General features: G+C 70.1%; 25 protein-coding genes and 5 tRNA genes. 12 read left to right on the forward strand and 18 right to left on the reverse strand.

From position 1 onward, the window contains the following. Window positions 1-26: 26 nt before the first annotated feature. Window positions 27-1,037: an NAD(P)H-dependent glycerol-3-phosphate dehydrogenase gene (locus tag AOQ37_RS05400; protein ID WP_062641775.1), complete on the reverse strand. Its 1,011-nt coding sequence runs from the start codon at window positions 1,035-1,037 to the stop codon at window positions 27-29. After that, window positions 1,034-1,915: a lysophospholipid acyltransferase family protein gene (locus AOQ37_RS05405; protein ID WP_062641777.1), complete on the reverse strand. Its 882-nt coding sequence runs from the start codon at window positions 1,913-1,915 to the stop codon at window positions 1,034-1,036. Before AOQ37_RS05405 ends, AOQ37_RS05400 begins: the two co-directional genes overlap by 4 nt. Window positions 1,916-2,079: 164 nt before the next feature. Here AOQ37_RS05405 and cofC point away from each other — a divergent pair, with 164 nt between their 5' ends. Both cofC and AOQ37_RS05415 read left to right on the forward strand, forming a co-directional pair. After that, window positions 2,080-2,718, forward strand: a complete 639-nt coding sequence (gene cofC, locus AOQ37_RS05410; protein WP_062641778.1) for a 2-phospho-L-lactate guanylyltransferase — start codon at window positions 2,080-2,082, stop codon at window positions 2,716-2,718. 9 nt (window positions 2,719-2,727) lie between these two features. Further along, the gene (locus AOQ37_RS05415; RefSeq protein ID WP_062641780.1) at window positions 2,728-2,931 is read left to right on the forward strand and encodes a hypothetical protein; all 204 of its coding nucleotides are present in this window, start codon (window positions 2,728-2,730) and stop codon (window positions 2,929-2,931) included. A 160-nt stretch (window positions 2,932-3,091) separates the two neighbouring features. Here the strand turns inward: AOQ37_RS05415 and AOQ37_RS05420 are convergent, their stop codons facing one another. The 4 genes from AOQ37_RS05420 to leuC form a co-directional block, all read right to left on the reverse strand. Then, window positions 3,092-3,757, reverse strand: a complete 666-nt coding sequence (locus tag AOQ37_RS05420; RefSeq protein WP_062641782.1) for an HU family DNA-binding protein — start codon at window positions 3,755-3,757, stop codon at window positions 3,092-3,094. A gap of 138 nt (window positions 3,758-3,895) precedes the next feature. Beyond that, window positions 3,896-4,126: an SCO5555 family protein gene (locus tag AOQ37_RS05425; protein ID WP_028806672.1), complete on the reverse strand. Its 231-nt coding sequence runs from the start codon at window positions 4,124-4,126 to the stop codon at window positions 3,896-3,898. Window positions 4,127-4,413: 287 nt separating this feature from the next. Next, complete coding sequence (gene leuD / locus AOQ37_RS05430) at window positions 4,414-5,007, reverse strand: 3-isopropylmalate dehydratase small subunit (protein ID WP_062641784.1); 594 nt, start codon at window positions 5,005-5,007, stop codon at window positions 4,414-4,416. A gap of 6 nt (window positions 5,008-5,013) precedes the next feature. Then, entirely contained in the window at window positions 5,014-6,444 is a 1,431-nt protein-coding gene (gene leuC / locus AOQ37_RS05435; RefSeq protein WP_062641786.1) for a 3-isopropylmalate dehydratase large subunit, read from the reverse strand. Window positions 6,445-6,631: 187 nt separating this feature from the next. Between leuC and ndgR the strand changes: the two genes are divergently transcribed. Continuing rightward, window positions 6,632-7,348, forward strand: a complete 717-nt coding sequence (ndgR, locus tag AOQ37_RS05440) for an IclR family transcriptional regulator NdgR (protein ID WP_007384919.1) — start codon at window positions 6,632-6,634, stop codon at window positions 7,346-7,348. Window positions 7,349-7,404: 56 nt separating this feature from the next. On the opposite strand, the gene AOQ37_RS05445 is transcribed toward ndgR, so the two are convergent. After that, on the reverse strand, window positions 7,405-7,908 hold the full coding sequence (locus AOQ37_RS05445) for a DUF4188 domain-containing protein (protein WP_062641788.1): 504 nt from the start codon (window positions 7,906-7,908) through the stop codon (window positions 7,405-7,407). Window positions 7,909-7,946: 38 nt separating this feature from the next. On the opposite strand from AOQ37_RS05445, the gene AOQ37_RS05450 reads away from it, so the two are divergent. Next, window positions 7,947-8,591 carry a MerR family transcriptional regulator gene (locus AOQ37_RS05450; protein ID WP_062641790.1) on the forward strand — a complete coding sequence of 215 codons (645 nt, stop codon included), beginning with the start codon at window positions 7,947-7,949 and terminating at the stop codon, window positions 8,589-8,591. Window positions 8,592-8,706: 115 nt separating this feature from the next. On the opposite strand, the gene AOQ37_RS05455 is transcribed toward AOQ37_RS05450, so the two are convergent. The 9 genes from AOQ37_RS05455 to AOQ37_RS39620 form a co-directional block, all read right to left on the reverse strand. Then, window positions 8,707-8,779: transfer RNA gene (locus tag AOQ37_RS05455), tRNA-Glu, on the reverse strand. A 28-nt stretch (window positions 8,780-8,807) separates the two neighbouring features. Further along, window positions 8,808-8,879, reverse strand: a tRNA-Gln gene (locus AOQ37_RS05460). Window positions 8,880-8,899: 20 nt separating this feature from the next. Further along, window positions 8,900-8,972 (reverse strand) — tRNA-Glu (locus tag AOQ37_RS05465). Window positions 8,973-9,034: 62 nt separating this feature from the next. Continuing rightward, a tRNA-Glu gene (locus AOQ37_RS05470) sits at window positions 9,035-9,107 on the reverse strand. 42 nt (window positions 9,108-9,149) lie between these two features. Then, window positions 9,150-9,221 (reverse strand) — tRNA-Gln (locus tag AOQ37_RS05475). A 91-nt stretch (window positions 9,222-9,312) separates the two neighbouring features. Beyond that, entirely contained in the window at window positions 9,313-10,041 is a 729-nt protein-coding gene (locus tag AOQ37_RS05480) for an HAD family hydrolase (RefSeq protein WP_062641792.1), read from the reverse strand. Between the two features lie 111 nt (window positions 10,042-10,152). After that, window positions 10,153-11,637, reverse strand: a complete 1,485-nt coding sequence (gene gltX, locus AOQ37_RS05485; protein WP_078890018.1) for a glutamate--tRNA ligase — start codon at window positions 11,635-11,637, stop codon at window positions 10,153-10,155. Then, window positions 11,630-12,415, reverse strand: a complete 786-nt coding sequence (locus tag AOQ37_RS05490; protein ID WP_062641796.1) for a fumarylacetoacetate hydrolase family protein — start codon at window positions 12,413-12,415, stop codon at window positions 11,630-11,632. Before AOQ37_RS05490 ends, gltX begins: the two co-directional genes overlap by 8 nt. A 147-nt stretch (window positions 12,416-12,562) precedes the next feature. Continuing rightward, window positions 12,563-12,751: a hypothetical protein gene (locus AOQ37_RS39620; protein ID WP_199824935.1), complete on the reverse strand. Its 189-nt coding sequence runs from the start codon at window positions 12,749-12,751 to the stop codon at window positions 12,563-12,565. Between the two features lie 602 nt (window positions 12,752-13,353). On the opposite strand from AOQ37_RS39620, the gene AOQ37_RS05495 reads away from it, so the two are divergent. The 8 genes from AOQ37_RS05495 (at window position 13,354) to AOQ37_RS05530 (ending at window position 23,971) form a co-directional block, all read left to right on the forward strand. Beyond that, window positions 13,354-17,130 carry a sensor histidine kinase gene (locus tag AOQ37_RS05495; RefSeq protein WP_062641797.1) on the forward strand — a complete coding sequence of 1,259 codons (3,777 nt, stop codon included), beginning with the start codon at window positions 13,354-13,356 and terminating at the stop codon, window positions 17,128-17,130. 9 nt (window positions 17,131-17,139) lie between these two features. After that, window positions 17,140-17,553, forward strand: coding sequence for a roadblock/LC7 domain-containing protein (locus AOQ37_RS05500; RefSeq protein ID WP_020128762.1), 414 nt, complete (start codon window positions 17,140-17,142; stop codon window positions 17,551-17,553). Window positions 17,554-17,665: 112 nt separating this feature from the next. Beyond that, window positions 17,666-18,064: a DUF742 domain-containing protein gene (locus tag AOQ37_RS05505; RefSeq protein WP_009190816.1), complete on the forward strand. Its 399-nt coding sequence runs from the start codon at window positions 17,666-17,668 to the stop codon at window positions 18,062-18,064. Next, a complete protein-coding gene (locus AOQ37_RS05510; RefSeq protein ID WP_054239771.1) occupies window positions 18,045-18,620 on the forward strand; it encodes a GTP-binding protein in 576 nt (191 codons plus the stop codon). The genes AOQ37_RS05505 and AOQ37_RS05510 overlap by 20 nt, the downstream gene beginning before the upstream one ends. A gap of 376 nt (window positions 18,621-18,996) precedes the next feature. Beyond that, entirely contained in the window at window positions 18,997-22,302 is a 3,306-nt protein-coding gene (locus AOQ37_RS05515; RefSeq protein WP_199824936.1) for a sensor histidine kinase, read from the forward strand. Between the two features lie 10 nt (window positions 22,303-22,312). After that, entirely contained in the window at window positions 22,313-22,726 is a 414-nt protein-coding gene (locus AOQ37_RS05520) for a roadblock/LC7 domain-containing protein (RefSeq protein WP_037737006.1), read from the forward strand. 95 nt (window positions 22,727-22,821) lie between these two features. Continuing rightward, a complete protein-coding gene (locus AOQ37_RS05525; protein WP_062641799.1) occupies window positions 22,822-23,409 on the forward strand; it encodes a DUF742 domain-containing protein in 588 nt (195 codons plus the stop codon). Then, window positions 23,390-23,971, forward strand: a complete 582-nt coding sequence (locus AOQ37_RS05530; RefSeq protein ID WP_054239772.1) for a GTP-binding protein — start codon at window positions 23,390-23,392, stop codon at window positions 23,969-23,971. Before AOQ37_RS05525 ends, AOQ37_RS05530 begins: the two co-directional genes overlap by 20 nt. A 315-nt stretch (window positions 23,972-24,286) precedes the next feature. On the opposite strand, the gene AOQ37_RS05535 is transcribed toward AOQ37_RS05530, so the two are convergent. After that, a complete protein-coding gene (locus AOQ37_RS05535; RefSeq protein WP_062641800.1) occupies window positions 24,287-24,478 on the reverse strand; it encodes an acyl-CoA carboxylase subunit epsilon in 192 nt (63 codons plus the stop codon). 67 nt (window positions 24,479-24,545) lie between these two features. Then, on the reverse strand, window positions 24,546-26,150 hold the full coding sequence (locus AOQ37_RS05540; protein WP_062641802.1) for an acyl-CoA carboxylase subunit beta: 1,605 nt from the start codon (window positions 26,148-26,150) through the stop codon (window positions 24,546-24,548). Window positions 26,151-26,253 lie beyond the last annotated feature (103 nt).

A 26,253-nucleotide genomic window follows, 5' to 3' on the forward strand; every position in this document is an offset into this window, starting at 1 on the left:
AGTCAGCGTCCGCCCACCGGGTTCGCTCAGCGTCGTTCGGGCTTCGCGCTGCGCGACATCAGCTCCTTGAGGGCGACCACCGGCGGCTTGCCCTCGTGGACGATGCCGACGACCGTCTCGGTGATGGGCATGTCGACGCCGTGCCGACGGGCCAGATCCAGCACCGACTCGCAGGACTTGACGCCCTCGGCGGTCTGCCGGGTGACCGCGATGGTCTCCTGGAGGGTCATGCCCTTGCCGAGGTTGGTGCCGAAGGTGTGGTTGCGCGAGAGCGGCGAGGAGCAGGTCGCCACCAGGTCGCCGAGCCCGGCGAGTCCGGCGAAGGTCAGCGGGTCCGCGCCCATCGCCAGGCCCAGCCGGGTGGTCTCGGCGAGGCCGCGCGTGATCAGCGAGCCCTTGGCGTTGTCGCCGAGGCCCATCCCGTCCGCGATGCCGACCGCGAGGCCGATGACGTTCTTGACCGCGCCGCCCAGCTCGCAGCCCACCACGTCGGTGTTGGTGTACGGGCGGAAGTACGGCGTGTGGCAGGCGGCCTGGAGCCGCTGGGCCACGGCCTCGTCGGTACAGGCGACCACGGCGGCGGCGGGCATCCGGGAGGCGATCTCCTTCGCCAGGTTGGGACCGGTGACGACGGCGATCCGGCCCGGGCCCACCTTGGCGACGTCGTCGATGACCTCGCTCATCCGCATGGTCGTCCCGAGCTCGACGCCCTTCATCAGCGACACCAGGACGGTGTCCGGGGCGAGCAGCGGCGTCCAGTCGGCGAGGTTGGCGCGCAGGGTCTGCGAGGGGACCGCGAGGACGGTGAAGTCGGCGTCCCGGGCCGCCTCGGCCGCGTCGGCGGTGGCGCGCAGGTTGCGCGGGAGTTCGACGCCGGGGAGGTAGTCGGGGTTGGTGCGCGTGGAGTTGACCGCGTCGACGAGTTCGGGGCGGCGCGCCCACAGCGTCACCTCGCAGCCCGCGTCGGCGAGGACCGTACCGAAGGCGGTCCCCCATGATCCGGTGCCGAAGACGGCCGCCTTCACGGACTTGCTCACTTGCTGTTCTCCCCCTCGTGACGGGACTTCGCGTGGCTGGCCCGCGCGGGTCCGGACGGCACGCCGTCGATCTCCGCGACGGTGTCGGCACCGGATTCCGCGGGGGCCTGCGCCCCGGGTGCCGCACCGGCCGCCCCACCGGTCTGCGCCCGCGTACGGCGACGCTGCTCGATCCGCTCGCGGCGCGGGTCGTAGGGCGTCTCGGGGGCCTTCTCGCCGCGGATCTCCTCCAGCTGGGCGGTGATGGCCGCCATGATGACCTCCGTGGCCTCCTTGAGGAGTTCCGGGGTCATCTCGTGGCCGTAGAACCGCGTGAGATCCACGGGCGGGCCCGCGAGGACGTGGTGGGTCTTGCGCGGAAGGAGGTGGGGCTTCTTGGCGTACGGCGGCAGGAGTTCGTTGGCGCCCCACTGGGCGACCGGGATCACCGGGCACTTGGTCTGGAGGGCGACGCGCGCGGCACCGGTCTTGGCGGTCATGGGCCAGCCGTCGGGGTCGCGGGTCAGGGTGCCCTCGGGGTAGAACGCGACGCACTCGCCGCGCTCGACGGCGTCGATCGCGGCCCGGAAGGCGCTCAGCGCGTCCGTGCTCTCGCGGTACACGGGGATCTGGCCGGTGCCGCGCATCGCGGCGCCGACGAACCCCTCCTTGAAAAGACCGCTCTTCGCCAGGAATCGCGGCACGCGTCCGCTGTTGTACTGGAAGTGGGCGTAGGCGAAGGGATCGACATGCGAATTGTGGTTCACCGCGGTGATAAAGCCGCCGTCGGCCGGAATGTGCTCCATTCCGCGCCAGTCCCGCTTGATCAGAACCACCAGCCAGGGTTTGCAGAGGACCGCAGCGAAGCGGTACCAGAAGCCGATTCTGCGGCGGGGCACGCGGACACCTTCCTCTAGGACTTCCCATGGCCTGCTCCGGGGCCTGGGGGCCGCACAAGTGTCGCCCCGGGCCGCCGGTCTGTCGAGAACACGGTACGCCCGCGCGTCCGACCGGCGGACGGGCCGGGTGACAATGGCCGCGACACGAGAGGGACGGTACGCCGGTGCAGTGGACCTTGGTCATACCCCTGAAGCCCTTGGCGCTGGCCAAGAGCAGGCTGTCGGACACCGCCACCGACGGGCTGCGCCCGGGTCTCGCCCTCGCCTTCGCCGAGGACACCGTTGCGGCCGCACTGGCCTCACCTGCGGTGCGGGATGTGGCAGTAGTCACGGACGACGCCCTGGCCGGGCGGGTCCTGGCGGCCCTGGGCGCCCGGATCGTCGCCGACGAGCCGCGCGGCGGCCTCAACGCCGCCCTGGCCCACGGAGCCGCCGCCGTACGCGCCTTTCGTCCCGACTCCCCGCTCGCCGCCCTCAACGCCGATCTTCCCGCGCTGCGCCCGCCGGAATTGGCCCGGGTACTGGACGCGGCCGGGGAATTCCCCCGCTCTTTTCTCCCGGACGCGGCCGGGATCGGGACCACGCTTCTCGCCGTCGCCGCGGGCCGTGAATTGCTTCCCGCATTCGGTACGGATTCCCGTGCCCGGCACCGCTCGTCGGGGGCCGTTGAACTCTGCCTTCCGGGGGTGGATTCCGTTCGCCAGGACGTGGACACCGGCGAGGATCTGCGCACCGCGCTGTCCCTGGGGGTGGGCCCTCGGACGGCCGCCGCCGCGGCGCGGCTGTTGATCCCGGGGCAGTAGGCTGCCGCCATGCAGGCGACCGCATACACGTACGACCCCGACACCCGCAGCGGACAGGTGCTGCTGGACGACGGCACACCGGTGCCCTTCGACGCGCCGGCGTTCGACGCGGGCGGGCTGCGGCTGCTGAGGCCCGGACAGCGCGTGCGGATCGAGGTGGAGGGGCCGAAGGACAGCCCCCGGATCACCCTGGTGACACTCCAGACGTTCTGACGCTCCCGACGTCCTGAGGCACCCGACGCCCTGAGGCACCGGCCGTTCCGAGGCACCGGGCCCGCGTCGAAAGCCCTCCCGGCAGCCGCCGGACACGCCGCGGGCCGGACTTCCGAGAGGGAGTCCGGCCCGGCGCGTGAGTGCCCCTGCTGTTCTACGCCTAGCGGGCGGTGGCCTTCTTGGCGGTGGTCTTGCGCGCGGTCGACTTCTTGGCCGGGGCCTTGGTCGCCGTCGCCTTCTTCGCGGCCGGGGCCTTCTTGGCCGTCGTCTTCTTGGCGGTGGTGGACTTCGCGGTGGTGGTCTTCTTCGCCGCCGCGGTCGTCTTCTTGGTGGCGGCCTTCTTCGCGGTGGTCTTCTTGGCGGTGGCCGTGGTCTTCTTCGCGGCGGCCGTCGTCTTCTTCGCGGGGGTGGCCTTCTTCGCGGCGGCCGACGCCCTCTTCGCCGGGGCGGCCTTCTTCGCGGCGGCCTTCTTGACCGTGGCGGAAGCGCCACCGGTCAGGCTGCCCTTGGGGGCCTTCTTCACGGCGACCTCGCCACCGCGCGGGAGCTTCTTCGAGCCGCTCACCAGGTCCTTGAAGCCCTGTCCTGCGCGGAAACGCGGCACGGACGTCTTCTTGACCCGAACCCGCTCGCCCGTCTGGGGGTTGCGAGCGTAGCGGGCAGGCCGGTCGACCTTCTCGAACGAACCGAAGCCGGTGACCGAGACCCGGTCCCCCGCGACCGTCGCGCGGACGATGGCGTCCAGGACCGCGTCGACCGCCTCGGCGGCCTGCTGGCGGCCGCCCACCTTGTCGGCAATCGCTTCTACGAGCTGCGCCTTGTTCACGTCTTCCCCTTCGGAGACATTAGCCGGAACGAAACTGTTCAAGCTTTTTCGCACGTTAGGCAGATATATACCGCAAATCAAACACGAAACGGGCTAATCACCCTTGTGCCGCAACGAAATCGGCCGCTCCGGAGACGATCAACGCTCCCCTTCGGGCATTCGCCCCTCGTCGAGGTCCGCCATGAACCGCTCCAGACGCCTTGTCGCATCGGCGAGATCGTGCTTGGCCGCGGCCGTAATGACCAGCAGCTTCCGGGTCAGCGCCATCCGTACGCCCTCCGGGACTTGCAGTGCGCGCACTCTTGTGTGCGCTTCCTTGAGCTGGTTCGCGACCGCCGTATAGAGCTCGAGTTGGCCGTCGTGTTCCATGCACAGATTGTGCCATCTGGGGCGAGTTGTCGCCCGCCCAGGGGGCAACTGCCGCCTCGAACGGCCGCTCCGGCACTTCCGGCGGTCACTTCCGCACACGTCGCGTACCCCGGCAACAACCGCTCTAACGTGGGGTGTTGGGTGCGAGAGCAAAGATCCACGGGGCCGAACGGGTGCAGACACAGCCGTACCCCCGATCGGACCGATCGGGGGTACGGCGGGGGTGTCGCGGTGGCCGAAACTCGACCTGCGCAGGGCCTTCTCGGGCCCCACGCCCGGCGTCGGGGTCAGATCTGGAGCGTCCTCGGCTTGTACGTCGGGCGCTTGGCCTCGTACGCGGCGATGTCGCCCTCGTTCTGGAGCGTGATGGAGATGTCGTCCAGACCGTTCAGCAGCCGCCAACGGGCGTTCTCGTCGAGCTCGAAGGGCGCGGTGATGCCCTCGGCCCGCACCTCACGCGCCTCGAGGTCCACCGTGATCTCGGCCTGCGGGTCCTTCTCGGTGAGCTCCCACAGCGCGTCCACGATCTTCTGCTCCAGAACCACCGTGAGCAGGCCGTTCTTCAGCGAGTTGCCCCGGAAGATGTCGGCGAAGCGGGACGAGATCACGGTCTTGAAGCCGTAGTTCTGGAGGGCCCAGACGGCGTGCTCACGGGAGGAACCGGTGCCGAAGTCGGGACCGGCGACCAGCACGCTCGCGCCCTGCCGCTCGGGGCGGTTGAGGATGAAGTTCCCGTCCTTGCGCCAGGCCTCGAACAGACCGTCCTCGAACCCGTCCCGCGTGACCTTCTTGAGCCAGTGAGCAGGGATGATCTGGTCGGTGTCGACGTTGGAGCGGCGCAGCGGGACGGCCCGGCCGGTGTGCGAGATGAATGCTTCCATGACTGATCAGACTCCAGCGGGCGTACGGGTCTCGGCGTCGGACAGGTCGGCCGGGGAGGCCAGGTGGCCCAGGACGGCCGTGGCGGCCGCGACCTGCGGCGACACCAGGTGCGTACGACCGCCCTTGCCCTGCCGGCCCTCGAAGTTGCGGTTGGACGTGGACGCCGAGCGCTCACCCGGGGCCAGCTGGTCGGGGTTCATGCCGAGGCACATCGAGCAGCCCGCGTGCCGCCATTCGGCGCCGGCCTCCTTGAAGACGACGTCCAGCCCCTCGGAGACGGCCTGGAGGCCGACCCGCACCGAACCGGGGACGACCAGCATCCGTACGCCGTCGGCGACTTTGCGGCCCTCGACGATGGCGGCGGCGGCCCGCAGGTCCTCGATGCGGCCGTTGGTGCACGAACCTACGAAGACGGTGTCCACGTTGATGGAGCGCAGCGGCTGTCCGGCCTCCAACCCCATGTATTCCAGGGCCTTTTCGGCGGCGAGGCGCTCCGAAGCGTCTTCGTACGAAGCAGGGTCGGGGACGGCTGCCGAAAGCGGCGCGCCCTGACCGGGGTTGGTGCCCCAGGTGACGAACGGCGACAGCGCCGCGCCGTCGATGACGACCTCGGCGTCGAACTCGGCGTCCTCGTCCGTCTTCAGCGTCTTCCAGTACTCGACGGCCGCGTCCCAGTCCGCGCCCTCGGGCGCGTGGTCGCGGCCCTTGATGTACGCGAAGGTGGTCTCGTCGGGGGCGATCATGCCCGCGCGGGCGCCGGCCTCGATCGACATGTTGCAGATGGTCATCCGGGCCTCCATCGAGAGCTTCTCGATGGCGGAGCCGCGGTACTCCAGGATGTAGCCCTGACCGCCGCCGGTGCCGATCTTCGCGATGATCGCCAGGATCAGGTCCTTGGCGGTGACGCCGTCGGGCAGCTCGCCCTCGACCGTGATCGCCATCGTCTTGGGACGGGCCAGCGGCAGCGTCTGGGTGGCCAGCACGTGCTCGACCTGCGAGGTGCCGATGCCGAAGGCCAGCGCGCCGAACGCGCCGTGCGTGGAGGTGTGCGAGTCACCGCAGACGACGGTGGTGCCGGGCTGGGTCAGACCCAACTGCGGGCCGACGACGTGCACGACGCCCTGCTCGACGTCGCCGAGCGGATGCAGCCGCACGCCGAACTCGGCGCAGTTCTTGCGCAGCGTCTCCAGCTGGGCGCGCGAGACCGGGTCGGCGATCGGCTTGTCGATGTCGAGGGTCGGGGTGTTGTGGTCCTCGGTCGCGATGGTGAGGTCGAGACGGCGCACCGGGCGGCCGTTCTGCCGCAGGCCGTCGAAGGCCTGCGGGCTGGTCACCTCGTGCAGGAGGTGCAGATCGATGAAGAGGAGGTCGGGCTCGCCCTCGGCGCGCCGGACGACGTGGTCGTCCCAGACCTTCTCCGCGAGTGTCCTACCCATCGCTTTCCCTCCGGCCGGCAAACGCACCGGCCCAACTAGAGATCTTGTGGAGGCGACGCCCTCTGCCCCTGTGCCCGGGCACCCGCCGCCAGGCCCGTTGGTCCGCGGGCCACCATGCGTCCAAGGGTTGCGCGTCTCACGGAAAAATGAACTTGCGTTTCACAGAGTGAGACGGGAGTATCGTTGCATGGACAACAGTAGCGGCGTCGGCGTTCTGGACAAGGCAGCCCTTGTCCTGAGCGCCCTGGAGTCCGGTCCGGCCACCCTCGCAGGCTTGGTCGCTGCCACCGGACTCGCACGACCCACGGCTCACCGGCTGGCCGTGGCTTTGGAACACCACCGTATGGTGGCGCGCGACATGCAGGGCCGTTTCATCCTCGGCCCCCGCCTGGCCGAGCTGGCCGCGGCCGCCGGCGAGGACCGTCTGCTCGCCACCGCGGGACCGGTGCTCACACATCTGCGGGACATCACGGGCGAGAGCGCGCAGCTCTACCGCCGCCAGGGCGACATGCGCATCTGCGTGGCCGCGGCGGAACGCCTGTCCGGCCTTCGGGACACGGTCCCGGTCGGTTCCACGCTCACGATGAAGGCCGGCTCCTCGGCCCAGATCCTGATGGCCTGGGAGGAACCCGAGCGCCTGCACCGCGGCCTCCAGGGCGCCCGCTTCACGGCGACAGCCCTGTCGGGCGTACGGCGCCGCGGCTGGGCCCAGTCCATCGGCGAGCGCGAGCCGGGCGTCGCCTCGGTGTCGGCTCCCGTCCGCGGCCCCTCCAACCGCGTGGTGGCCGCCGTCTCCGTCTCCGGCCCCATCGAGCGCCTGACCCGTCACCCCGGCCGGATGCACGCCCAGGCGGTCATCGACGCGGCGGCCCGCCTCTCGGAGGCCCTGCGGCGCACCGGCTGACGCCAGGAGGACAGGGCAGCCTCAACGCCGCGGCGGCCCTTTCCTCGACGTCCGCCTCACCCGCCCGACGCGGCGGACCGGTATCCGAAACGGTCCTTCGCGTACCGCCCCCGCTCCCCCAGCGGGACCTGTCCGTGCGCGGCCGCGAGGCCGAAGGCCGGCATGTCCCCGTAGATCGCCTCGTACGAGCCCTCCGGCACGACGTACGTCTCGTGCCAGATCCCCACGTGCCCCCGCAGCCTCCCGCCCCGCTCCAGGCGGTTGATCTTCGCCCAGACCTCGTGATGGAACGCGTCGGGCGCGGTCGCGTAGGCGTACAGCTTCTCCTTGGACTCCCAGTACTGGACGACGTAGTACGTCCGGGGCGAGGCCGTCAGGAGCACCCGGGAGAGCAGACCGCGCCCCGGATCCCTCTTCAGCTCCGCCAGCATGCGGAACATGGCCCGCATGACCGGCACCCACTGATGCACGGCCCAGAAGTGGTTGACGCGCATCCCGATCAACAGGACGACCACGTCTCCCCGGGCGTCCGCGGTGGTACGGCCGACTTCGACAGACATGCTTGGATAGTGCCGCTGACCAACGGAGGGCGCAAGGCATGCGGCTGGCCGAACTGAGCGAACGCAGCGGTGTGTCCACCGCGACGATCAAGTACTACCTGCGCGAAGGGCTCGTGCCGCCCGGCCGCCAGGTCAACACCACGACCGCCGAGTACGACGAGGAGCATCTGCGCCGGCTGCGGCTGGTGCGGGCGATGATCCATGTGGGCGGGCTGCCGGTGGCCACCGTCCGCGCGGTGCTCGGCCATGTGGACGACGACTCGCTGGGCCGCACGATCCGGCTCGGCGCGGCCCTGTGGGCGCTGCCGCAGGTCCCGGAGCCGGACGCGGAGGACGAGTACGTGCGCGCCGCCCACCTGGAGGCGGACGAACTGCTGCACTCCCTGGGCTGGTCGAACGCCCGGCTGCTGACGACCGTCTCCCCCGCCTACCGTTCACTGGTGGTGGCGGTGGCCGCGCTGCGCCGGCTCGGCTACGACTGGGACGCCGAACTTCTCGTGTCCTACGCCCGGTTGATGCACCGGGCGGCCGTGCTGGACCTGGACTTCGTGGAGACCCGGGAGTCGGAGCGGGAGCGGATCGAGGCGGCGGTGCTGGGCGCGATCCTCGTCGAGCCGATGATGCAGGCGCTGCACCGGCTGGCACAGGAGGAGGAGTCGGCGCGGCGCTACGGCTTCACCTGAGCCGGCCGGCCGGACACCCGGACCTGCGCATTCCCGCCCCGGCCGGATACCCGGACATGCGGATCCCGGGAAATGCGAAAAGCCCCCCGCCGAAGCGGGGGGCTTTTCTATCGCGTACCCCCGACCGGATTCGAACCGGCGCTACCGCCTTGAGAGGGCGGCGTGCTAGGCCGCTACACAACGGGGGCCTGGACACTGCGTTTGCGCAGGTCCGAGCTGGTCTACCTGGACTCGAACCAAGAATGACGGTACCAGAAACCGTAGTGTTGCCAATTACACCATAGACCAAGGTTATTCAAGGAAAAGCGTACCCCCGACCGGATTCGAACCGGCGCTACCGCCTTGAGAGGGCGGCGTGCTAGGCCGCTACACAACGGGGGCCCTAGCGATCCTGCATCGACGAGAGAGGGAGCTACCCGAGCTCTCCTCGCGGGAAGGATCTGTACCCCCGACCGGATTCGAACCGGCGCTACTGCCTTGAGAGGGCAGCGTGCTAGGCCGCTACACAACGGGGGCTTTGCGGAGTAGATCTCCGCGGGCGCAGATGAGCTCTGCGAGCTGGCCTACCTGGACTCGAACCAAGACTAACTGAACCAGAATCAGTCGTGCTGCCAATTACACCATAGGCCACTGGAACGCAAGCCCCGGAGGGGTTCTTGTTCTAGCGTTGCTCCTCCGGTTCCGGCCTTTCGGCCCGCTCCCCGGCGGCGCAGGAAGAACATTACCCGAAGGTGGACCGGGCTCCAAAACGGGTATCGGGGCCGAGGATCGCGGGCAGTTCGGCGAGCGAGACGATCCGGTGGCGTCCGGAGGGGAGCTCGACGGTGGCCGTACCGCAGCGGTCGATCCACACGGAGAGCAGTCCCGCCTCGGCGGCGCCCTGTCCGTCGATCTCCGGATGGTCGCCGACGTAGGCCACCTGGTGCGGGGCGAGCGACAGGGCCTCGCAGGCCGCGAGGAAGGCGCCGGGCTCCGGCTTGGAGACGCCCAGTTCCGCCGCGCACAGGATGACCTCGAAGCGGTCGTGGACGCCGAGGACGCGCAGTTTGTGATCCTGGACATGGATGCTGGAGTTGGAGAGCACCGCGTGGCGGTGGCTGGCGGCGAGGGCGTCCAGCACCGGCAGGACGTCCGGGAAGAGCGACCAGGCGGCCTCGTAGTGCGCGTGGTAGCGCCGAAGCCAGTCGTCGGCCTCCGCGTCGCTCATCTCACGGCCCAGGAACGCCCGCACCCGGCCCCGGCACTGGTCCTCGAAGGTGATCCCGCCCGCAGAGAAGCGGGCCCAGTGCTCCTCGGTGACCTCCCGCCACCGCGCGAGCCCCCGCTCCGCGGTGCCGAACCGGTCGAGCAGCCCCTCGGCCGTCAGATACGACCGCATGCCCTCGCGGTCGGCGGTCGTGTAGTCGAAGAGGGTGTCGTCCACGTCCCAGACCACGGCGAGGATGCTCATGATCCAACCGTAACGCGGGCCCGGCCGCCCTGTCCGGGGTATGCCGAAGGGGCGGCACCCGGATCACCGGGCGCCGCCCCTCGGGCGCGGTCGGGGACCGCGCGGGCGGTTCTAGGCGGTGAGCTTCGCCAGTGCCGCGTCGACGCGGGCCAGCGTCTTCTCCTTGCCCAGGATCTCCAGGGACTCGAAGAGCGGCAGGCCGACCGTGCGGCCGGTGACGGCGACGCGGACCGGGGCCTGGGCCTTGCCGAGCTTGAGGCCGTGCGCCTCGCCGGCGGCCAGGACGGCCTCCTTCAGGGACTCGGCCGAGGTCCAGTCGGCCGCGGCCAGCTTCTCGCGGGCCGTCGCGAGCAGCGCGTCGCTGCCCTCCTTCATCGCCTTCGCCCAGCTGGCCTCGTCGGAGACCGGCTCCGGCAGGAAGAGGAAGTCGACGTTGTCGGTGATCTCCGACAGCACCTTCAGACGGGTCTGGGCGTGCGGGGCGATCGCCTCCCACTTGGCCTCGTCGAAGTCCTGCGGGGCCCAGGGGGCGAAGGGGGCCTTCAGCCAGGGCGCGCAGCGCTCGGTGAAGTCCTTCACGTCCAGCAGGCGGATGTGGTCGGCGTTGATCGCCTCGCACTTCTTCAGGTCGAAGCGCGCCGGGTTGGGGTTGACGTCCCCGATCTCGAAGGCCGCGGTCATCTCGTCCAGGGTGAAGATGTCCTGGTCGGCGGAGAGCGACCAGCCGAGCAGCGAGAGGTAGTTGAGCAGTCCCTCGGGGAGGAAGCCGCGCTCGCGGTAGAGGTTGAGCGAGGACTCCGGGTCCCGCTTCGACAGCTTCTTGTTGCCCTCGCCCATCACGTACGGCAGGTGGCCGAACTGCGGCGTGCCCTGGGCGATGCCCAGTTCGGTCAGCGCCTTGTAGAGCGCGATCTGGCGGGGGGTCGAGGAGAGCAGGTCCTCGCCGCGCAGGACGTGGGTGATCTCCATCAGCGCGTCGTCGACGGGGTTGACCAGCGTGTACAGCGGGGCGCCGTTCGCGCGGACGATGCCGAAGTCGGGCACGTTCTCCGGGGTGAAGGTCAGCTCGCCGCGGACCAGGTCCGTGAAGGTGATCGTCTCGTCGGGCATGCGGAAGCGGACGATCGGGGTACGGCCCTGGGCCCGGTACTGCGCCACCTGCTCCTCGGTGAGGTCGCGGCAGTGGCCGTCGTAGCCGGAGGGCCGGCCGGCGGCGCGGGCGGCGTCGCGGCGGGTGTCCAGCTCCTCCTGGGAGCAGTAGCAGTGGTAGGCGTGGCCGGCCTCGAGGAGCCTGCGGGCGACGTCGGCGTAGAGGTCCATGCGCTGCGACTGGCGGTACGGCGCGTGCGGGCCGCCGACCTCGGGGCCCTCGTCCCAGTCGAAGCCCAGCCAGCGCAGCGAGTCCAGGAGCTGCTGGTAGGACTCCTCGGAGTCACGGGCCGCGTCGGTGTCCTCGATGCGGAAGACCAGGGTGCCCTGGTGGTGCTTGGCGAACGCCCAGTTGAACAGGGCGGTGCGGACCAGGCCCACGTGGGGGTTACCGGTGGGCGAGGGACAGAAACGGACGCGTACGGGGGAGCCGGGTGCGCTAGCCACGCTTGACAACCTTGTTGGTGAGAGTGCCGATGCCTTCGATGGTGACGGCGACCTCGTCGCCGACGACCAGGGGGCCTACCCCTGCCGGGGTGCCCGTGAGGATCACGTCGCCGGGGAGCAGCGTCATGGCCTCGGAGATGTTGACGATCAGATCCTCGATCGAGTGGATCATCTCGCTGGTGCGGCCGAGCTGCCGTTGCTGCCCGTTGACCGTCAGCTGGACGGTGAGGTCGGCGGCGGTCTTCAGGTCCAGGCCGGTCTCCACCCAGGGGCCCAGCGGGCACGAGGTGTCGAAGCCCTTGGCCCGGGCCCACTGCTTCTCGCGCTTCTGGACGTCGCGGGCGGTGACGTCGTTCGCGCAGGTGTAGCCGAAGATCACGTCCTTGACGCGCTCACGGGGGACCTCGCGGCAGAGCCGGCCGATGACCACGGCGAGCTCGGCCTCGTGATGGACCTCCTCGGAGAAGGCCGGGTACTGGATGGCGTCGCCGGGACCGATCACCGAGGTGGACGGCTTGAAGAAGGCGAACGGGGCGTCCGGCACCTCGTTGCCCAGCTCGCGCGCGTGCTCGGCGTAGTTACGGCCGAAGGCCACGACCTTGTTGGGCAGGACGGGCGGGAGCAGCCGGACCTTGCTCAGCGGCACCTTGGTGCCGGAGAGCTCGAAGTCCGTGAACGGGATGCCCTTGATGATGTCGAGGACGAGCTCGTCCGGCTTGTCGCCCTCGACCGCGCCGAAGGCGACGTTCCCGTCGATGGAGAACCTGGCGATGCGCACGGGTTGGTTGGCCCCTTGACTGAGCTGGCTGGAGTCTGACGCCCCAGGCTAACGCGGAAGGGCGTCCCCGGCCGGGGACGCCCTTGACATCCGTGGGTGGCCGCCTTGAGCATTCGGCGGCCGGTGCCCGTATCTCCGCGTGATGATCTACTCCACGACGGAGGCGGCGACCGGCGCCTCCATGAGGATGGTGCGCTTGGGGTTCGCGGTCTGGGCGGGAAGTTCGACGGAGTGCTCCTGCTGCTCCGGGAGCTGGAGCTCGTCGGCGTCCGTGAGGTGCGCCAGGGTCGTACGCCGGGGGTTGGCGATCTTGTGGAACATCGTCGTCGTCTTCACTGTTGTACGTGACCCTGTCGTGTCCGGGCGTCCGGGAAGCCCTCAAGGGGCTCCGTACAGACGCGGTTTGTCGGATGTGCCATCCCTGTAAAGCGTCAGGCTAAACACGCGATTCCCGGTGAAGACGTGAAGGTCGCATGATCAGCGTGTGAGTTTGCTCACGAATCACTGGGCAAAGCGGTCATTCCGGACTGCTCGGCGACCTTCGCGAAACGGGCATTCACCACCTGAAGCATTCATTCCGCTCCTGATCATGGCGACTGGGACACCCCCCGGCCACCCCCTCTTCCCACCCTTATGTCCGCCTTACGTGGGATCACTTTCTACATCCCGTAACTTGACCCTCACGTCGTGTCACGGATGTCACAGCCTGGCCAACGGGCCTTGTTGGAGATCCTGCACTGTGCTGGAATTCCTCGGACCGCCGCTGGATCGAGCCGGCGCACAGAGGGCGCCCAGCGCGCCCGGTGGCGGCGAGGACAGGGGGAGCCAGCGCCGGTACTCACGACCAATTGACGGGCGTATTCAGGACGCCCGCCAACACGCCGACACCGTCCTTCCGTTCGCGCGGAGGGGCGCCTGGTCCAGAGGTTGCGACGCTAGTGCAGGGACGTTTCAAGAGGGATGGCAGCGCTTCGGCCGAGCCGGAGCCGCACGGCGGGACTGGCCCGATGGCAGTCGGCTCCTCGCCCCAGCACGCCCAGAACCAGGGCCCCAATCCGTCCGGCGACGGCGGTGAGCGCTCCGGACGTCCCGGCGCGTCCGCGTCGGCGACCACTCCTCCCCCGGCTCCGACGAAGCCGCCGACCGGCCCCACCGGCCCCGGCCCGCGGGTCGCGCTGCGCAACTGGCGCATCTCCACGCGTCTGGTGGCACTGCTGACCCTGCCCGTGGTCGCGGCCACCTCGCTGGGCGCGCTGCGCATCAACCAGTCGATGGACGACATCCAGCAGCTCGACAACATGAAGCTGCTGACGGACATGACCAAGCAGGCCACCGACCTGGCCGACGCGCTCCAGGACGAGCGTGACCGCTCGGCCGGCCCGCTGGCGCACAACGGCAAGGCGACGGACCCCGGTATCAAGGGCCTGCGCGAGAAGACGGACCGCGCGCTCAGCGCCTTCCAGGACGCGTCCGAGGAGATCGACGGCGCCACCTCGGAGGGCAACCTCCAGGGCGTCCGGGACAGCCTCGTCGGTCTGCTGGGCGACCTCGGCAACCTCGCCAAGGTCCGTTCGACGGCCTACGCGGAGAAGGGCAACTCCACCCAGACGGTGGAGGCCTACCACCGCCTCATCACCAGCCTGCTCGACCTCTCGCAGGACATGGCGCAGGCCACGAGCAATCCGGAGATGATCCAGCGCACGCGTGCGCTGGCCGCCTTCTCCTCCGCCAAGGAGTACGCCTCCGTCCAGCGCGCCGTGCTCGCGGCGGCGCTGCCGGTGGGCAACACCGTCTACGGCGACCTCTCCGAGAACGACCGGCAGTACGCCGAGGCCGGACTCGAGAACCAGGACTCCGACCTCGCGAGCTTCCGCAGCATCTACGGCGACAGCGGCGCCGAGGAACTGCTGAAGCCGATCCAGCAGGGCAACCCGGTCATCGAGGACGCCGACACCTACGCCACCCGTGCGCTCAGCTCCTCCAGCGGCCTGGAGTCGCTGGACAAGCAGTCGTACCAGGACTGGCTCGACGCCAGCTCCACCAAGATCAAGCAGATGAACAACATCGAGCTCACCCTGCTCGAGAACATGGAGCAGAAGGCGCGTGAGCTGCGCGCCGAGTCGGAGCGCGAAGCGATCATCTCCGGTGCGCTGATCCTGCTCGTGCTCGGTGTCTCGCTGGTCGGCGCGTTCGTCGTCGCCCGGTCCATGATCCGTTCGCTGCGCCGCCTCCAGGAGACCGCCACCAAGGTCGCCCAGGACCGCCTGCCCGAGCTGGTCAAGCAGCTGTCCGAGTCCGACCCGCAGGACGTGGACACGTCCGTGGAGTCGGTCGGTGTGCACTCCCGGGACGAGATCGGCCAGGTGGCCGCGGCCTTCGACGACGTGCACCGCGAGGCGGTCCGTCTCGCCGCCGAGCAGGCCCTCCTCCGGGGCAACGTCAACGCGATGTTCACCAACCTCTCGCGCCGCTCCCAGGGCCTCATCCAGCGTCAGCTCTCGCTCATCTCCGAACTGGAGTCCCGCGAGGCCGACCCGGACCAGCTGTCCTCGCTCTTCAAGCTCGACCACCTCGCGACCCGCATGCGCCGTAACGGTGAGAACCTCCTCGTCCTCGCGGGTGAGGAGCCCGGCCGTCGCTGGACCCGTCCGGTCCCGCTGGTCGACGTGCTGCGTGCCGCCGCGTCCGAGGTGGAGCAGTACGAGCGCATCGAGCTGGCCTCCGTGCCGACCACCGAAGTGGCCGGCCGCGTCGTCAACGACCTCGTGCACCTGCTCGCCGAGCTGCTCGAGAACGCCACCTCGTTCTCCTCGCCTCAGACCAAGGTCAAGGTCACCGGTCACGCGCTGCCCGACGGGCGGGTGCTGATCGAGATCCACGACACCGGTATCGGCCTCTCCCCGGAGGACCTCGCCGCGATCAACGAGCGGCTCGCCTCGCCGCCCACCGTGGACGTCTCGGTCTCGCGCCGCATGGGTCTGTTCGTGGTCGGTCGTCTGTCGCAGCGCCACGGCATCCGCATCCAGCTGCGTCCCTCCGACTCCGGTGGCACGACCGCGCTGGTCATGCTCCCCGTGGATGTCGCCCAGGGCGGCAAGAAGCCTCAGCCCAAGCCCGGTCAGGGCGCCGTCGCCGGTGGTCCCGCCGCCGCGCAGGCCGCCGCGGGCGTCGCCGCCGCGCGTCGCCAGACCGGCGCGCAGAACGGCTCGCAGGGCGGTGCCCTCGGCGCCGGCCCCGGCGCCGGTGGCCGGCTCGCCGCCGGTCAGGGCCCCCGGGCCGCGCTGCCCGGCCGTGACGGCGGTGGCCGTCCCGGTGGTCAGCCGCCGCGCGGACCGCAGCAGCCTCCGGCCTCCCCCCAGCAGGGCCGACCGGCTCCGGCCGGTGCGGGTTCCGGCTTCGGCGGCCAGGCGCCGGCCGCGCCGCAGGGTCTCCAGGCGGCCGGTACGGGTTCCTCCTCGGGTGTGGACATGTTCGGCGGACGTCCGACGCAGCAGCGGGCCGGCAACAAGGCCGAGCAGGGCGGCCGCGGCCGTCAGCCGCAGCTGCCGCCGCGCGGTGGTCCGCGCGCCGAGCTGCCGGGCGGCAACCCGCAGCCGCGGGCGACCAGCTGGGGCGACGAGAACGCCCAGCCGCCGGTGCCGCGCAGCCCGCTGGACGCCCCGCGCGGTCACGAGGAGCCGGACGCCGCCCAGACGTCGCGCATGCCGCGCTTCGACGACCGGCAGGGTCCCGGCGCCACCGCCGAGATACCGGCGATCCCGCGCACCGACGACCGCCAGAGCCCGGCGGGCCCGGCCGACTTCGGCCGCCCCGTCACGAACGGCTTCCAGGGCACGGGCCAGTTCCCGGCCGTGGGCAACCCCCAGCAGGGTCAGGGCGGACGCCAGGACACCAACCAGTTCCAGCGTCCCGGCACGAACGGCCGCCAGGACACGGGGCAGTTCCAGCGCCCCGGCACCAGCGCCCCGCAGGACGAGAACGGCTTCACCCGGTCCGACGTCTTCGGCACCCCGGGCGGCCAGAACGCTCCCGCGGCCCCGAACCAGTTCGCTCCGCAGGCGTACGACAACGGCTCCACCGGCCAGTTCACCGCAAACGGCTACGACGGCTCCTCGACCGGTCAGCACTCGCTGCCCGGCCGCCAGGACCCCTCGTCCACCGGCCAGTTCGCCGCACCGCAGGCGGGTGGCTACGGCACCCAGGCGCAGCCGACCGGCCCGCAGCGTCCCGTGGGGCGTCCGGAGCCGGAGGCACTGCCGCCGGCCTCGGGTCCCGGTGACGGACGTACCCCGCTCTACGACACGCTGGAGACCAACTGGTTCCACGGTCAGCAGGCGGGTGGTGCGGGCCAGGCTCCGCAGCAACAGCAGCAGCACCAGGAGCCGCAGGCTCCGGCTGCCCCCCAGCGTCCCGCCACCAATGCCTCCTGGCGCACCTCGCCGAACGACGAACTCGTCCGGCAGGCAGAGCGGGTCAGGCAGCCGGCCGCGGGCGGCGTCACCACATCCGGCCTGCCGCGCCGGGTGCCCAGGGCGAACCTCGTCCCGGGCACAGCTCAGCAGCAACAGCACCAGCCCGGTCCGCAGGTCTCGCGCGCGCCTGACGACGTACGCGGACGGCTGACCAATCTCCGTCGGGGCATCGCGCAGGGTCGTCAGGCCGGCAACGGCCAGACCGGCAGTTTCCCGAGCCCCACTCACCAGCAGGAGCGTTAGTTGAGTCAGATGAGCCAGGCGGCACAGAACCTGAACTGGTTGATCACCAACTTCGTGGACAACACCCCTGGGGTGTCCCACACCGTTGTCGTGTCCGCCGACGGGCTCCTGCTCGCGATGTCCGAAGGCTTCCCGCGCGACCGTGCCGATCAGTTGGCGGCCGTCGCGTCGGGGCTGACCTCGCTGACGGCCGGCGCCTCCCGGATCTTCGAAGGCGGCAGCGTCGCGCAGACCGTCGTCGAGATGGAACGAGGGTTCCTCTTCCTCATGTCCGTCTCGGACGGCTCGTCGCTCGCCGTTCTCGCCCACCCCGAGTGCGACATCGGTCTCGTGGGCTACGAGATGACGCTGCTCGTCGACCGCGCCGGCGCGGTCCTCACGCCCGACCTGCGCGCCGAACTCCAGGGCAGTCTGCTCCACTGACCCGCCCCAGCACCACCCACCTCACGAAATCACCGTCCGGCCGACACAATCCCCCCACCGGCCTCGACGGACGGCACGACTGACCGCGAATGCTGTCCCGCCCGGAGGATCCATGACCCCGCCCACCGCCCATCATGATCCGTACGCGGAGCCGTACGGGGATGAGGGCGACCAGCCGCTGGTGCGTCCGTACGCGATGACCGGCGGCCGGACGCGGCCGCGCTATCAGCTCGCCATCGAGGCGCTGATCAGCACGACGGCCGACCCGGCAGCGCTCATGGGGCTGCTCCCGGAGCACCAGCGCATCTGCCACCTGTGCCGTGAGGTGAAGTCGGTCGCGGAGGTCTCGGCTCTCCTGGCCATGCCGCTGGGAGTGGCGCGGATCCTGGTCGCGGACCTCGCCGAGGCCGGACTGGTGGCCATCCACCAGCCGGGCGGCGACGAGAACAACGGCGGCGCTCCGGACGTGACGCTGCTCGAAAGGGTGCTCAGTGGACTTCGCAAGCTCTGACGGAGGGCGGGCCACCACCTCCGCGAAGATCGTGGTGGCGGGGGGCTTCGGCGTGGGCAAGACCACGTTCGTGGGCGCCGTCTCCGAGATCAACCCGCTGCGCACGGAGGCCGTCATGACGTCCGCGAGCGCGGGCATCGACGACCTGACCCACACCGGGGACAAGACCACCACCACGGTGGCCATGGACTTCGGTCGTATCACGCTCGACCAGGACCTGATCCTGTACCTGTTCGGTACGCCGGGCCAGGACCGGTTCTGGTTCATGTGGGACGACCTGGTGCGCGGCGCGATCGGCGCGATCGTCCTGGTGGACACCCGGCGTCTCGCCGACTGCTTCCCGGCGGTCGACTACTTCGAGAACAGCGGTCTGCCGTTCGTCGTCGCCCTCAACGGCTTCGACGGCTCGCAGCCGTACCAGCCGGAGGAGGTCCGCGAGGCCCTCCAGATCGGACCGGACACCCCGATCATCACGACGGACGCCCGGCACCGCTCGGATGCCAAGAGCGCGCTGATCACGCTGGTCGAGCACGCGCTCATGGCACGACTGCGGTAATTTTCAAGCACGCGGTGCCGTACGGCAGTTGTCGTAGACGCTCTGGAGCCGACTGTGGCCTTTGACACGGTCGGCTCCGGTGTTCATAACGTTTCGGCAGTGGAATCCACAGGCACCGCCACGCGTCGCGGTCGCTCGGTCTCGCTGTGCGCACGAAAGCCCCGCCTTTTGGCGGGGCTCGTTCTTTTTGACCGTTTTATCTGGGGCTTACATCACACCGAACCAGTGCTTTCCCATGTTTGGAAGAGCGCTGGTCGTCATGCTGGAATGCCTGAACTGCCCAATAGTCAATGACGTACTCATGGTCGATGGCTGACCGGGCTCTGAGACACTGCGGCACGACGAAGGTGCCGACCGCCGAGAGGTTGTTGGTCGAGTGAGGCGAAGCAAGCAAAGTCCCGAGCCGGCGGCCCGGGGCAACTTCACCCCGCCGCCGCGCGGAGCGGCACCCGCCCCTGTGCCCGGTTCGGAGCCGGCGTCCGCACCCGCGAAGAGCGGCGGTCGTCTCTCCCCGCGGAACTGGCGGGTGCCCACCCGGCTGAACGCGATCCTGCTCATACCCGTGGTGGTCGGCCTGGTCATGGGCGGCTTCCAGGTGAAGAACTCGATCAACACCTGGCAGGAGGCCCGCGACGCCGAGAAGACGGCGAAGATCGTGGCCGCCGCCGGCGCGTACGCCGAGGCCCTGCTCAACGAGCGGGACATCAGCGCCCAGCCGCTGCTCCAGTCCAAGAAGGACGACTCGAACGTCAAGGCGGCCCGCGCCACCACCGACGCGAAGGCCACCGCCTTCCACGACGAGGTCGTCGGGATGCCGGACAAGGAAGGCCTCAAGCGCCGTCTGAAGCTGGTCGAAGAGGCCGAGCCGACGCTGGCGAAGATCCGCGCGGCCGCCTACACCAAGGCCCTGGACCCGGTGAAGACCGAAGAGGGCTACGTCGCGGTCGAGCACCTGCTGATGGAGTTCTCCAACGAACTCGGGCTCGGCACCGGCAACATCACCGCCTACGGCCGCACCGTCTACGCGGTCGCCCTGGCCAAGGGCGCCGAGTCCCTCCAGCGCGCGATCGGCATGCACCTGCTGGTCCGGCCCAGCCCCGACGAGACGGTCTACCGGCAGCAGCTCACCGCCTTCACCTCGTACGCCTACCTCGAGGGCATCGCCCAGCAGGAGTACGTCTCCGGTGGCACCACCGAGGACGCCGCGCGGCTCACCGAGGTCATGAAGGAGAAGACCGAGGAGGGCGCCAAGCAGGTCGCCGAGGCCAAGGACAAGGCCGACGCCGCGGGTGAGGACTTCACCGCGCCGCCGACCATGGACAAGATGATCCAGGCGATCAGCAGCGGGCGCTCCCCGTCCCAGCTCGCCGAGCAGGGCATCACCGCCGACGCGTGGATGACCGCCGCGACGCTGAAGTTCGAGGGCTACAGCCAGGTCGAGAGCGAGCTCATCAACCGCGCGGTCACCGACGCGGGTGAGATCGCCTCCGACGCGCAGCGCGACGCCATCATCAACGGCGCCATCGTCATCATCGCCCTGCTCGCCGCGTTCATCGTCGCCAGTCTCATGGCCCGCCAGATGAGCCAGGCCATGCGCCAGCTGCGCAACGCCGCCTTCGGCATCGCCGAGCAGCGCCTGCCGATGCTGGTCGACCAGCTCTCGCGCACCGACCCGGGCCGGGTGGACACCCGCGTCCAGCCGATCCCCATCAACACCAGGGACGAGATCGGCGAGGTCGCCCGCGCCTTCGACCAGGTCCACCGCGAGGCCGTCCGACTGGCCGCCGAGCAGGCCCTGCTCCGGGGCAACATCAACGCGATCTTCACCAACCTCTCGCGCCGCAACCAGTCCCTGATCGAGGGCCAGCTGACCCTGATCACCGACCTGGAGAACAACGAGGCCGACCCGGACCAGCTGGAGAACCTCTTCCGCCTGGACCACCTCGCCACCCGTATGCGCCGCAACGGCGAGAACCTCCTGGTCCTCGCCGGCGAGGAGCCCGGCCGCCGCTGGGACCAGCCGGTCCCGCTGGTCGACGTGCTGCGCGCCGCCTCCTCCGAGGTGGAGCAGTACGAGCGCATCGAGCTGTCGGGCGTCCCGGAGGCCGAGATCCACGGCCGCGCCGTGACCGACCTCGTGCACCTGCTCGCCGAGCTGCTGGAGAACGCCACCACGTTCTCCTCCCCGCAGACCAAGGTCCGGGTGACCGCGACCCGTCTCCCCGACGGCCGGGTCATGATCGAGATCCACGACAAGGGCATCGGCCTCACCGCCGAGGACTTCGCGGACATCAACCACAAGCTGGCCAACCCGCCGACCGTGGACGCCGCTATCTCGCAGCGCATGGGCCTGTTCGTGGTCGGCCGGCTGTCCGACCGGCACGGCATCCGCGTGCAGCTGCGCCCCTCGGGCGAGCAGGCCGGCACCACCTCGCTGGTCATGCTCCCGGACGCCATCACCCACGGTGGCGGTGGCGAGCAGCAGCCGCGCGACGAGTTCACCGTCTCGCAGATCATCCCGGAGCAGAACTACGGCGGCGCCGCCGGCGAGGACTTCAACAACGGTCTGCCGATGCGCACCGCCGCGGAGCTCGGCTTCGACGACAGCCAGTACGAGGTCCCGGACGACATCCGCGACCTGGACCCGGTGGGCCGCTCGCTGATGCGCGAGGAGCGCCGTGCGGCCCTGGACGGACAGCCGGGCCAGCCGGCCGGGCAGCAGCAGTCCGCCGAGGGCTTCGACGCGTCCCGTCAGCAGCAGCAGCCCTACGACGCCGGGCAGAACGGCTACGACCCCGCCCAGCAGGGTGCGGCGGCCGGCTACGACAACGGTGCGACCGGGTATGCCGAGCAGCAGGCGGCGTTCGACCAGCAGACGTCGTACGAGGAGCAGCAGCGCCCGGCGTACGACGACCAGTACTTCGCGCCGAACGGTGGCATGCCGCAGGGCGAGTCCTTCTCCGGCAACGGCGGCCCTGCGCAGAACGACGGCTACGCGTCGAACGGCGGCTACCCGGACCCCGCGTATGCGGAGCCCGGCCAGGAGGACCGGTCGGCGACTCCCGCCGCCGCGTCCGAGGGCTTCCAGCCGTACCAGGAGCAGCAGTCCTACCAGGACGACTGGCCCCAGCAGAACGGCCACACGAACGGTTACCAGAACGGCTACCCGGACCAGTACGCTCCGGAAGCGGAATCCGCGCAGGCCGCTGACGCGGGTGAGCAGAACCGCGTAGGCTTCGACCGGCCGGGACCGACCTCCTCCGCCTCCCACGCGCTGACCGACGCCGGTCTCCCCCGCCGCGGTTCCGCCGCGAGCGGTGCGAACGGCGCCCGGTCCGCGAAGCAGGAGCCGGCGGCCTCCCCCGCGGAGAGCAACGGCGGCGGCGACTCCTGGCGTTCGGCCAACGACGAGCGCTGGCAGCAGGCCTCCGCTCTGAAGAAGCCCAAGGCGGGTGGGGTCACCTCCTCCGGCCTGCCCCGGCGGGTGCCCAAGGCCAATCTGATCGAGGGCGCCGCCGAGACCACCCCCCAGGGAGGCCCCCAGGTCTCCCGCGCCCCGGAGGACGTCCGAGGCAGGTTGAGCAACCTGCGCCGGGGCGTCCAGCGCGGACGCAGCGCAGGCAGCAGTGAAACGAACGGCCAGGGCCTCGGTCCTGACAGCACCTACAACCAGGAGCGTTAGTGTGAGCCCGATGAGCCAGGCGGCACAGAACCTGAACTGGGTGATCACCAACTTCGTGGACAACACCCCGGGGGTGTCCCACACCGTGGTGGTCTCCGCCGACGGACTCCTTCTGGCGATGTCCGAAGGCTTCCCCCGCGACCGAGCCGACCAGCTCGCGGCCGTCGCTTCCGGTCTGACGTCCCTGACGGCAGGCGCCTCCCGGATCTTCGAGGGGGGCAGCGTGAACCAGACGGTTGTGGAGATGGAGCGGGGATTCCTCTTCCTCATGTCCATTTCCGACGGTTCCTCGCTCGCCGTTCTCGCGCATCCGGAGGCGGACATCGGCCTCATTGGGTACGAGATGGCCCTTCTGGTCGACCGAGCCGGCTCGGTTCTGACCCCCGATCTTCGTGCGGAGCTCCAAGGGAGCCTTCTCAACTAACAAACGAACGGTGCGTTTTGGCGTCCCGAGGCCGTAGGGTTTCGGGACGCGGCTTCCACGTGATGGGTGCCAGGCACATCGGAGGAGGAGAGAGAGTGGCAACACCCCCAGGCGGATCGAATTCGGGCAACTGGTCGTACGGCCCTGCCCAGGGCCAAGGCGACGGTTCCCAGAACCCGAACCGTTACAACTTCCCCTCCGCGCCCAGCCAGCAGCGGCCGTACACGCCCCAGGGCCCCCAGGGTCCCGGGCCGTCGCCGTACGACCAGCCGTCGGCGCCGCGCATCCAGCCCGTACAGCCGCACCGCCGCACCCCGGAACCGGCGCCCGCAGGGGCGTCGAACAACCCGCTGGTGCGTCCGTACGCCATGACCGGTGGCCGGACCCGCCCGCGGTACCAGCTCGCCATCGAGGCGCTGGTGCACACCACTGCGCAGCCGCACCAGATGCAGGGCCAACTGCCCGAGCATCAGCGGATCTGCAACCTCTGCCGAGAGATCAAGTCGGTCGCCGAGATCTCGGCACTGCTGACCATCCCTCTCGGCGTGGCCAGGATCCTCGTCGCCGACTTGGCGGAGGCGGGACTGGTCGCCATCCATCAGCCCGGCGGCGACGAGAACGCCGGCGGCCAGCCAGACGTGACACTGCTCGAAAGGGTGCTCAGTGGACTTCGCAAGCTCTAGCGGGGGTCCGTCCCGCTCCACCACTTCCGCGAAGATCGTGGTGGCGGGCGGCTTCGGCGTGGGCAAGACCACGTTCGTCGGGGCTGTCTCGGAGATCAACCCGCTGCGCACCGAGGCCGTCATGACGTCCGCGTCGGCGGGGATCGACGACCTCACCCACACCGGGGACAAGACCACCACCACGGTGGCCATGGACTTCGGCCGTATCACCCTGGACCAGGACCTGATCCTGTACCTGTTCGGTACGCCGGGCCAGGACCGGTTCTGGTTCATGTGGGACGACCTGGTGCGCGGCGCGATCGGCGCGATCGTCCTGGTCGACACCCGGCGTCTCGCCGACTGCTTCCCGGCGGTCGACTACTTCGAGAACAGCGGTCTGCCGTTCGTCGTCGCCCTCAACGGCTTCGACGGCTCGCAGCCGTACCAGCCGGACGAGGTCCGCGAGGCCCTCCAGATCGGCCCCGACACCCCGATCATCACGACGGACGCCCGCCACCGCGCGGACGCCAAGAGCGCGCTGATCACGCTCGTGGAGCACGCGCTGATGGCCCGTCTCCGGTAGGCACCGGCCGTAGACAGCCGAAAGGCCCCCTCCACCAGGAGGGGGCCTTCGCCGTTGCCCCGACACCGTCGGGGCTCTCGGATCGCCGGGTTCGCGGACCGCCGGGCCTGCGGGCCGCCGGGCCATCGGGCCACCGGGCCTGCGGGCCGCCGGGCCATCGGGCCACCGGACCGCCGAGCCACCGGACCGCCGAGCCGCCGAGCCTCCGGGCCTGCCGGACCGCCGGACCGCCGGACCGCCGAGCGCGGGCCACCGGCCACCGGGCCACAGAAAAGGGCCCCTCTCGTGTGAGGGGCCCTCTCCGCGTCTTACGGGTCAGTGCCAGCTGTGCGGGGCGCGGAAGCCGCCCTCGCGCTCCAGGCGGCGCCAGCCGGCCTTGGGGCGGCCTCGGTGGGTCTCGGTCGGGGACGACTGGGCGGCCGCGCGGGCCAGGAGGACCGCCGTGATGGCGGCGACTTCCTCGGGCTCGGCGTGGCCCTTCTCGACGCGGATGTCGGGAGCGTTCATGGGTGCAAGTCTCCGTGGATGAGGTTTCCGCAGGGGATCCAGTGGGTTACCCGTGGGATCTGCCGGGTTACTGCGGGGGGTTGCCGTGCTTGCGCGAGGGAAGGTCCGCGTGCTTCGACTGGAGCATGGCCAGCGACCTGATGAGTACCTCGCGGGTTTCGGCGGGGTCGATGACGTCGTCGACCAGACCGCGCTCCGCCGCGTAGTACGGGTGCATCAGCTCGGACTTGTACTCCTTGACCATGCGGGCCCGCATGGCCTCGGGGTCCTCGGCATCGGCGATCTGACGCCGGAAGATGACGTTGGCGGCACCTTCGGCGCCCATCACGGCGATCTCGTTCGTCGGCCAGGCGTAGGTGAGGTCGGCACCGATGGACTGGCTGTCCATGACGATGTAGGCACCTCCGTAGGCCTTGCGCAGGATCAGGGAGATCCGCGGCACGGTGGCGTTGCAGTAGGCGTAGAGCAGCTTCGCTCCGTGCCGGATGATTCCGCCGTGCTCCTGGTCGACGCCCGGGAGGAATCCGGGGACGTCCAGGAAGGTGACGATCGGGATATTGAAAGCGTCACACATCTGGACAAAGCGTGCAGCTTTTTCCGACGCCTCGATGTCCAGGACACCGGCGAGGGCCTGCGGCTGGTTGGCGACGATGCCGACGACCTGGCCGTCGAGGCGGGCCAGGGCGCAGATGATGTTGCGGGCCCAGCGCTCGTGGATCTCCAGGTACTCGCCGTCGTCGACGATCTCCTCGATGACCTTGGTCATGTCGTACGGACGGTTGCCGTCCGCCGGGACCAGGTCGAGCAGGACGTCGCCGCGTCGGTCGGCCGGGTCGCCGGACTCGGTGCGCGGCGGGTTCTCCCGGTTGTTCTGCGGGAGCAGCGAGAGGAGGTAGCGCACCTCCGCGATGCAGGTCTCCTCGTCGTCGTACGCGAAGTGGCAGACACCCGAGGTCTCGGCGTGCACGTCGGCGCCGCCGAGGCCGTTCTGGCTGATCTCCTCGCCGGTGACGGCCTTGACCACGTCCGGCCCGGTGATGAACATCTGCGAGGTCTCGCGGACCATGAAGACGAAGTCGGTGAGGGCGGGGCTGTAGGCCGCGCCGCCCGCGCAGGGGCCCAGCATGACCGAGATCTGCGGGATGACGCCCGAGGCCCTGGTGTTGCGCTGGAAGATGCCGCCGTAACCGGCGAGGGCGGAGACACCCTCCTGGATACGCGCGCCGGCGCCGTCGTTGAGCGAGACCAGCGGGGCACCGGCCGCGATGGCCATGTCCATGATCTTGTGGATCTTCGTGGCGTGGGCCTCGCCCAGCGCGCCGCCGAAGATGCGGAAGTCGTGGGCGTAGACGAAGACCGTCCGGCCCTCGACCGTGCCCCAGCCGGTGATGACACCGTCGGTGAACGGCTTCTTGGCCTCCAGGCCGAATCCGGTCGCCCGGTGCCGGCGCAGCTGCTCGACCTCCTGGAAGGACCCCGGGTCCAGGAGCAGCTCGATCCGCTCCCGGGCGGTCAGCTTGCCCTTGGCGTGCTGCGCCTGGGTCGCCTTCTCGCTCGGGCCGGCCAGCGCCTGGGCACGGATCTGGTGCAGCTCGGCCACGCGGCCGCGCGCATCCGTGGGTTCCGAAGGCTCTGCGGTCTGCTCGCCCGTCGTCTCTTCCAAAACGGTCATGTAGTGACCTTACGAAGCCCACCAAGGAAAGAGGGACGTCGACTCCGTACAGTCTCCGGCGCGTTTTCCTGGTACCCCTGAACAGAACCGGGCGCGCATGCAG

Origin of the sequence: Streptomyces maremycinicus, from assembly GCF_001184025.1 — a bacterium.
Taxonomy (GTDB): Bacteria; Actinomycetota; Actinomycetes; order Streptomycetales; family Streptomycetaceae; genus Streptomyces; species Streptomyces maremycinicus.

What these genes read in the sequence shown, in the direction of transcription:
- AOQ37_RS05415 (WP_062641780.1), top strand. Translation starts at nt 2,728, where the DNA reads ATGCAGGCGACCGCATACACGTACGACCCCGACACCCGCAGCGGACAG.
- AOQ37_RS05425 (WP_028806672.1), bottom strand. Translation starts at nt 4,126, where the DNA reads ATGGAACACGACGGCCAACTCGAGCTCTATACGGCGGTCGCGAACCAG.
- leuD (WP_062641784.1), bottom strand. Translation starts at nt 5,007, where the DNA reads ATGGAAGCATTCATCTCGCACACCGGCCGGGCCGTCCCGCTGCGCCGC.
- leuC (WP_062641786.1), bottom strand. Translation starts at nt 6,444, where the DNA reads ATGGGTAGGACACTCGCGGAGAAGGTCTGGGACGACCACGTCGTCCGG.
- ndgR (WP_007384919.1), top strand. Translation starts at nt 6,632, where the DNA reads ATGGACAACAGTAGCGGCGTCGGCGTTCTGGACAAGGCAGCCCTTGTC.
- AOQ37_RS05445 (WP_062641788.1), bottom strand. Translation starts at nt 7,908, where the DNA reads ATGTCTGTCGAAGTCGGCCGTACCACCGCGGACGCCCGGGGAGACGTG.
- AOQ37_RS05450 (WP_062641790.1), top strand. Translation starts at nt 7,947, where the DNA reads ATGCGGCTGGCCGAACTGAGCGAACGCAGCGGTGTGTCCACCGCGACG.
- AOQ37_RS05480 (WP_062641792.1), bottom strand. Translation starts at nt 10,041, where the DNA reads ATGAGCATCCTCGCCGTGGTCTGGGACGTGGACGACACCCTCTTCGAC.
- AOQ37_RS05500 (WP_020128762.1), top strand. Translation starts at nt 17,140, where the DNA reads ATGAGCCAGGCGGCACAGAACCTGAACTGGTTGATCACCAACTTCGTG.
- AOQ37_RS05505 (WP_009190816.1), top strand. Translation starts at nt 17,666, where the DNA reads ATGACCCCGCCCACCGCCCATCATGATCCGTACGCGGAGCCGTACGGG.
- AOQ37_RS05520 (WP_037737006.1), top strand. Translation starts at nt 22,313, where the DNA reads ATGAGCCAGGCGGCACAGAACCTGAACTGGGTGATCACCAACTTCGTG.
- AOQ37_RS05535 (WP_062641800.1), bottom strand. Translation starts at nt 24,478, where the DNA reads ATGAACGCTCCCGACATCCGCGTCGAGAAGGGCCACGCCGAGCCCGAG.
- AOQ37_RS05540 (WP_062641802.1), bottom strand. Translation starts at nt 26,150, where the DNA reads ATGACCGTTTTGGAAGAGACGACGGGCGAGCAGACCGCAGAGCCTTCG.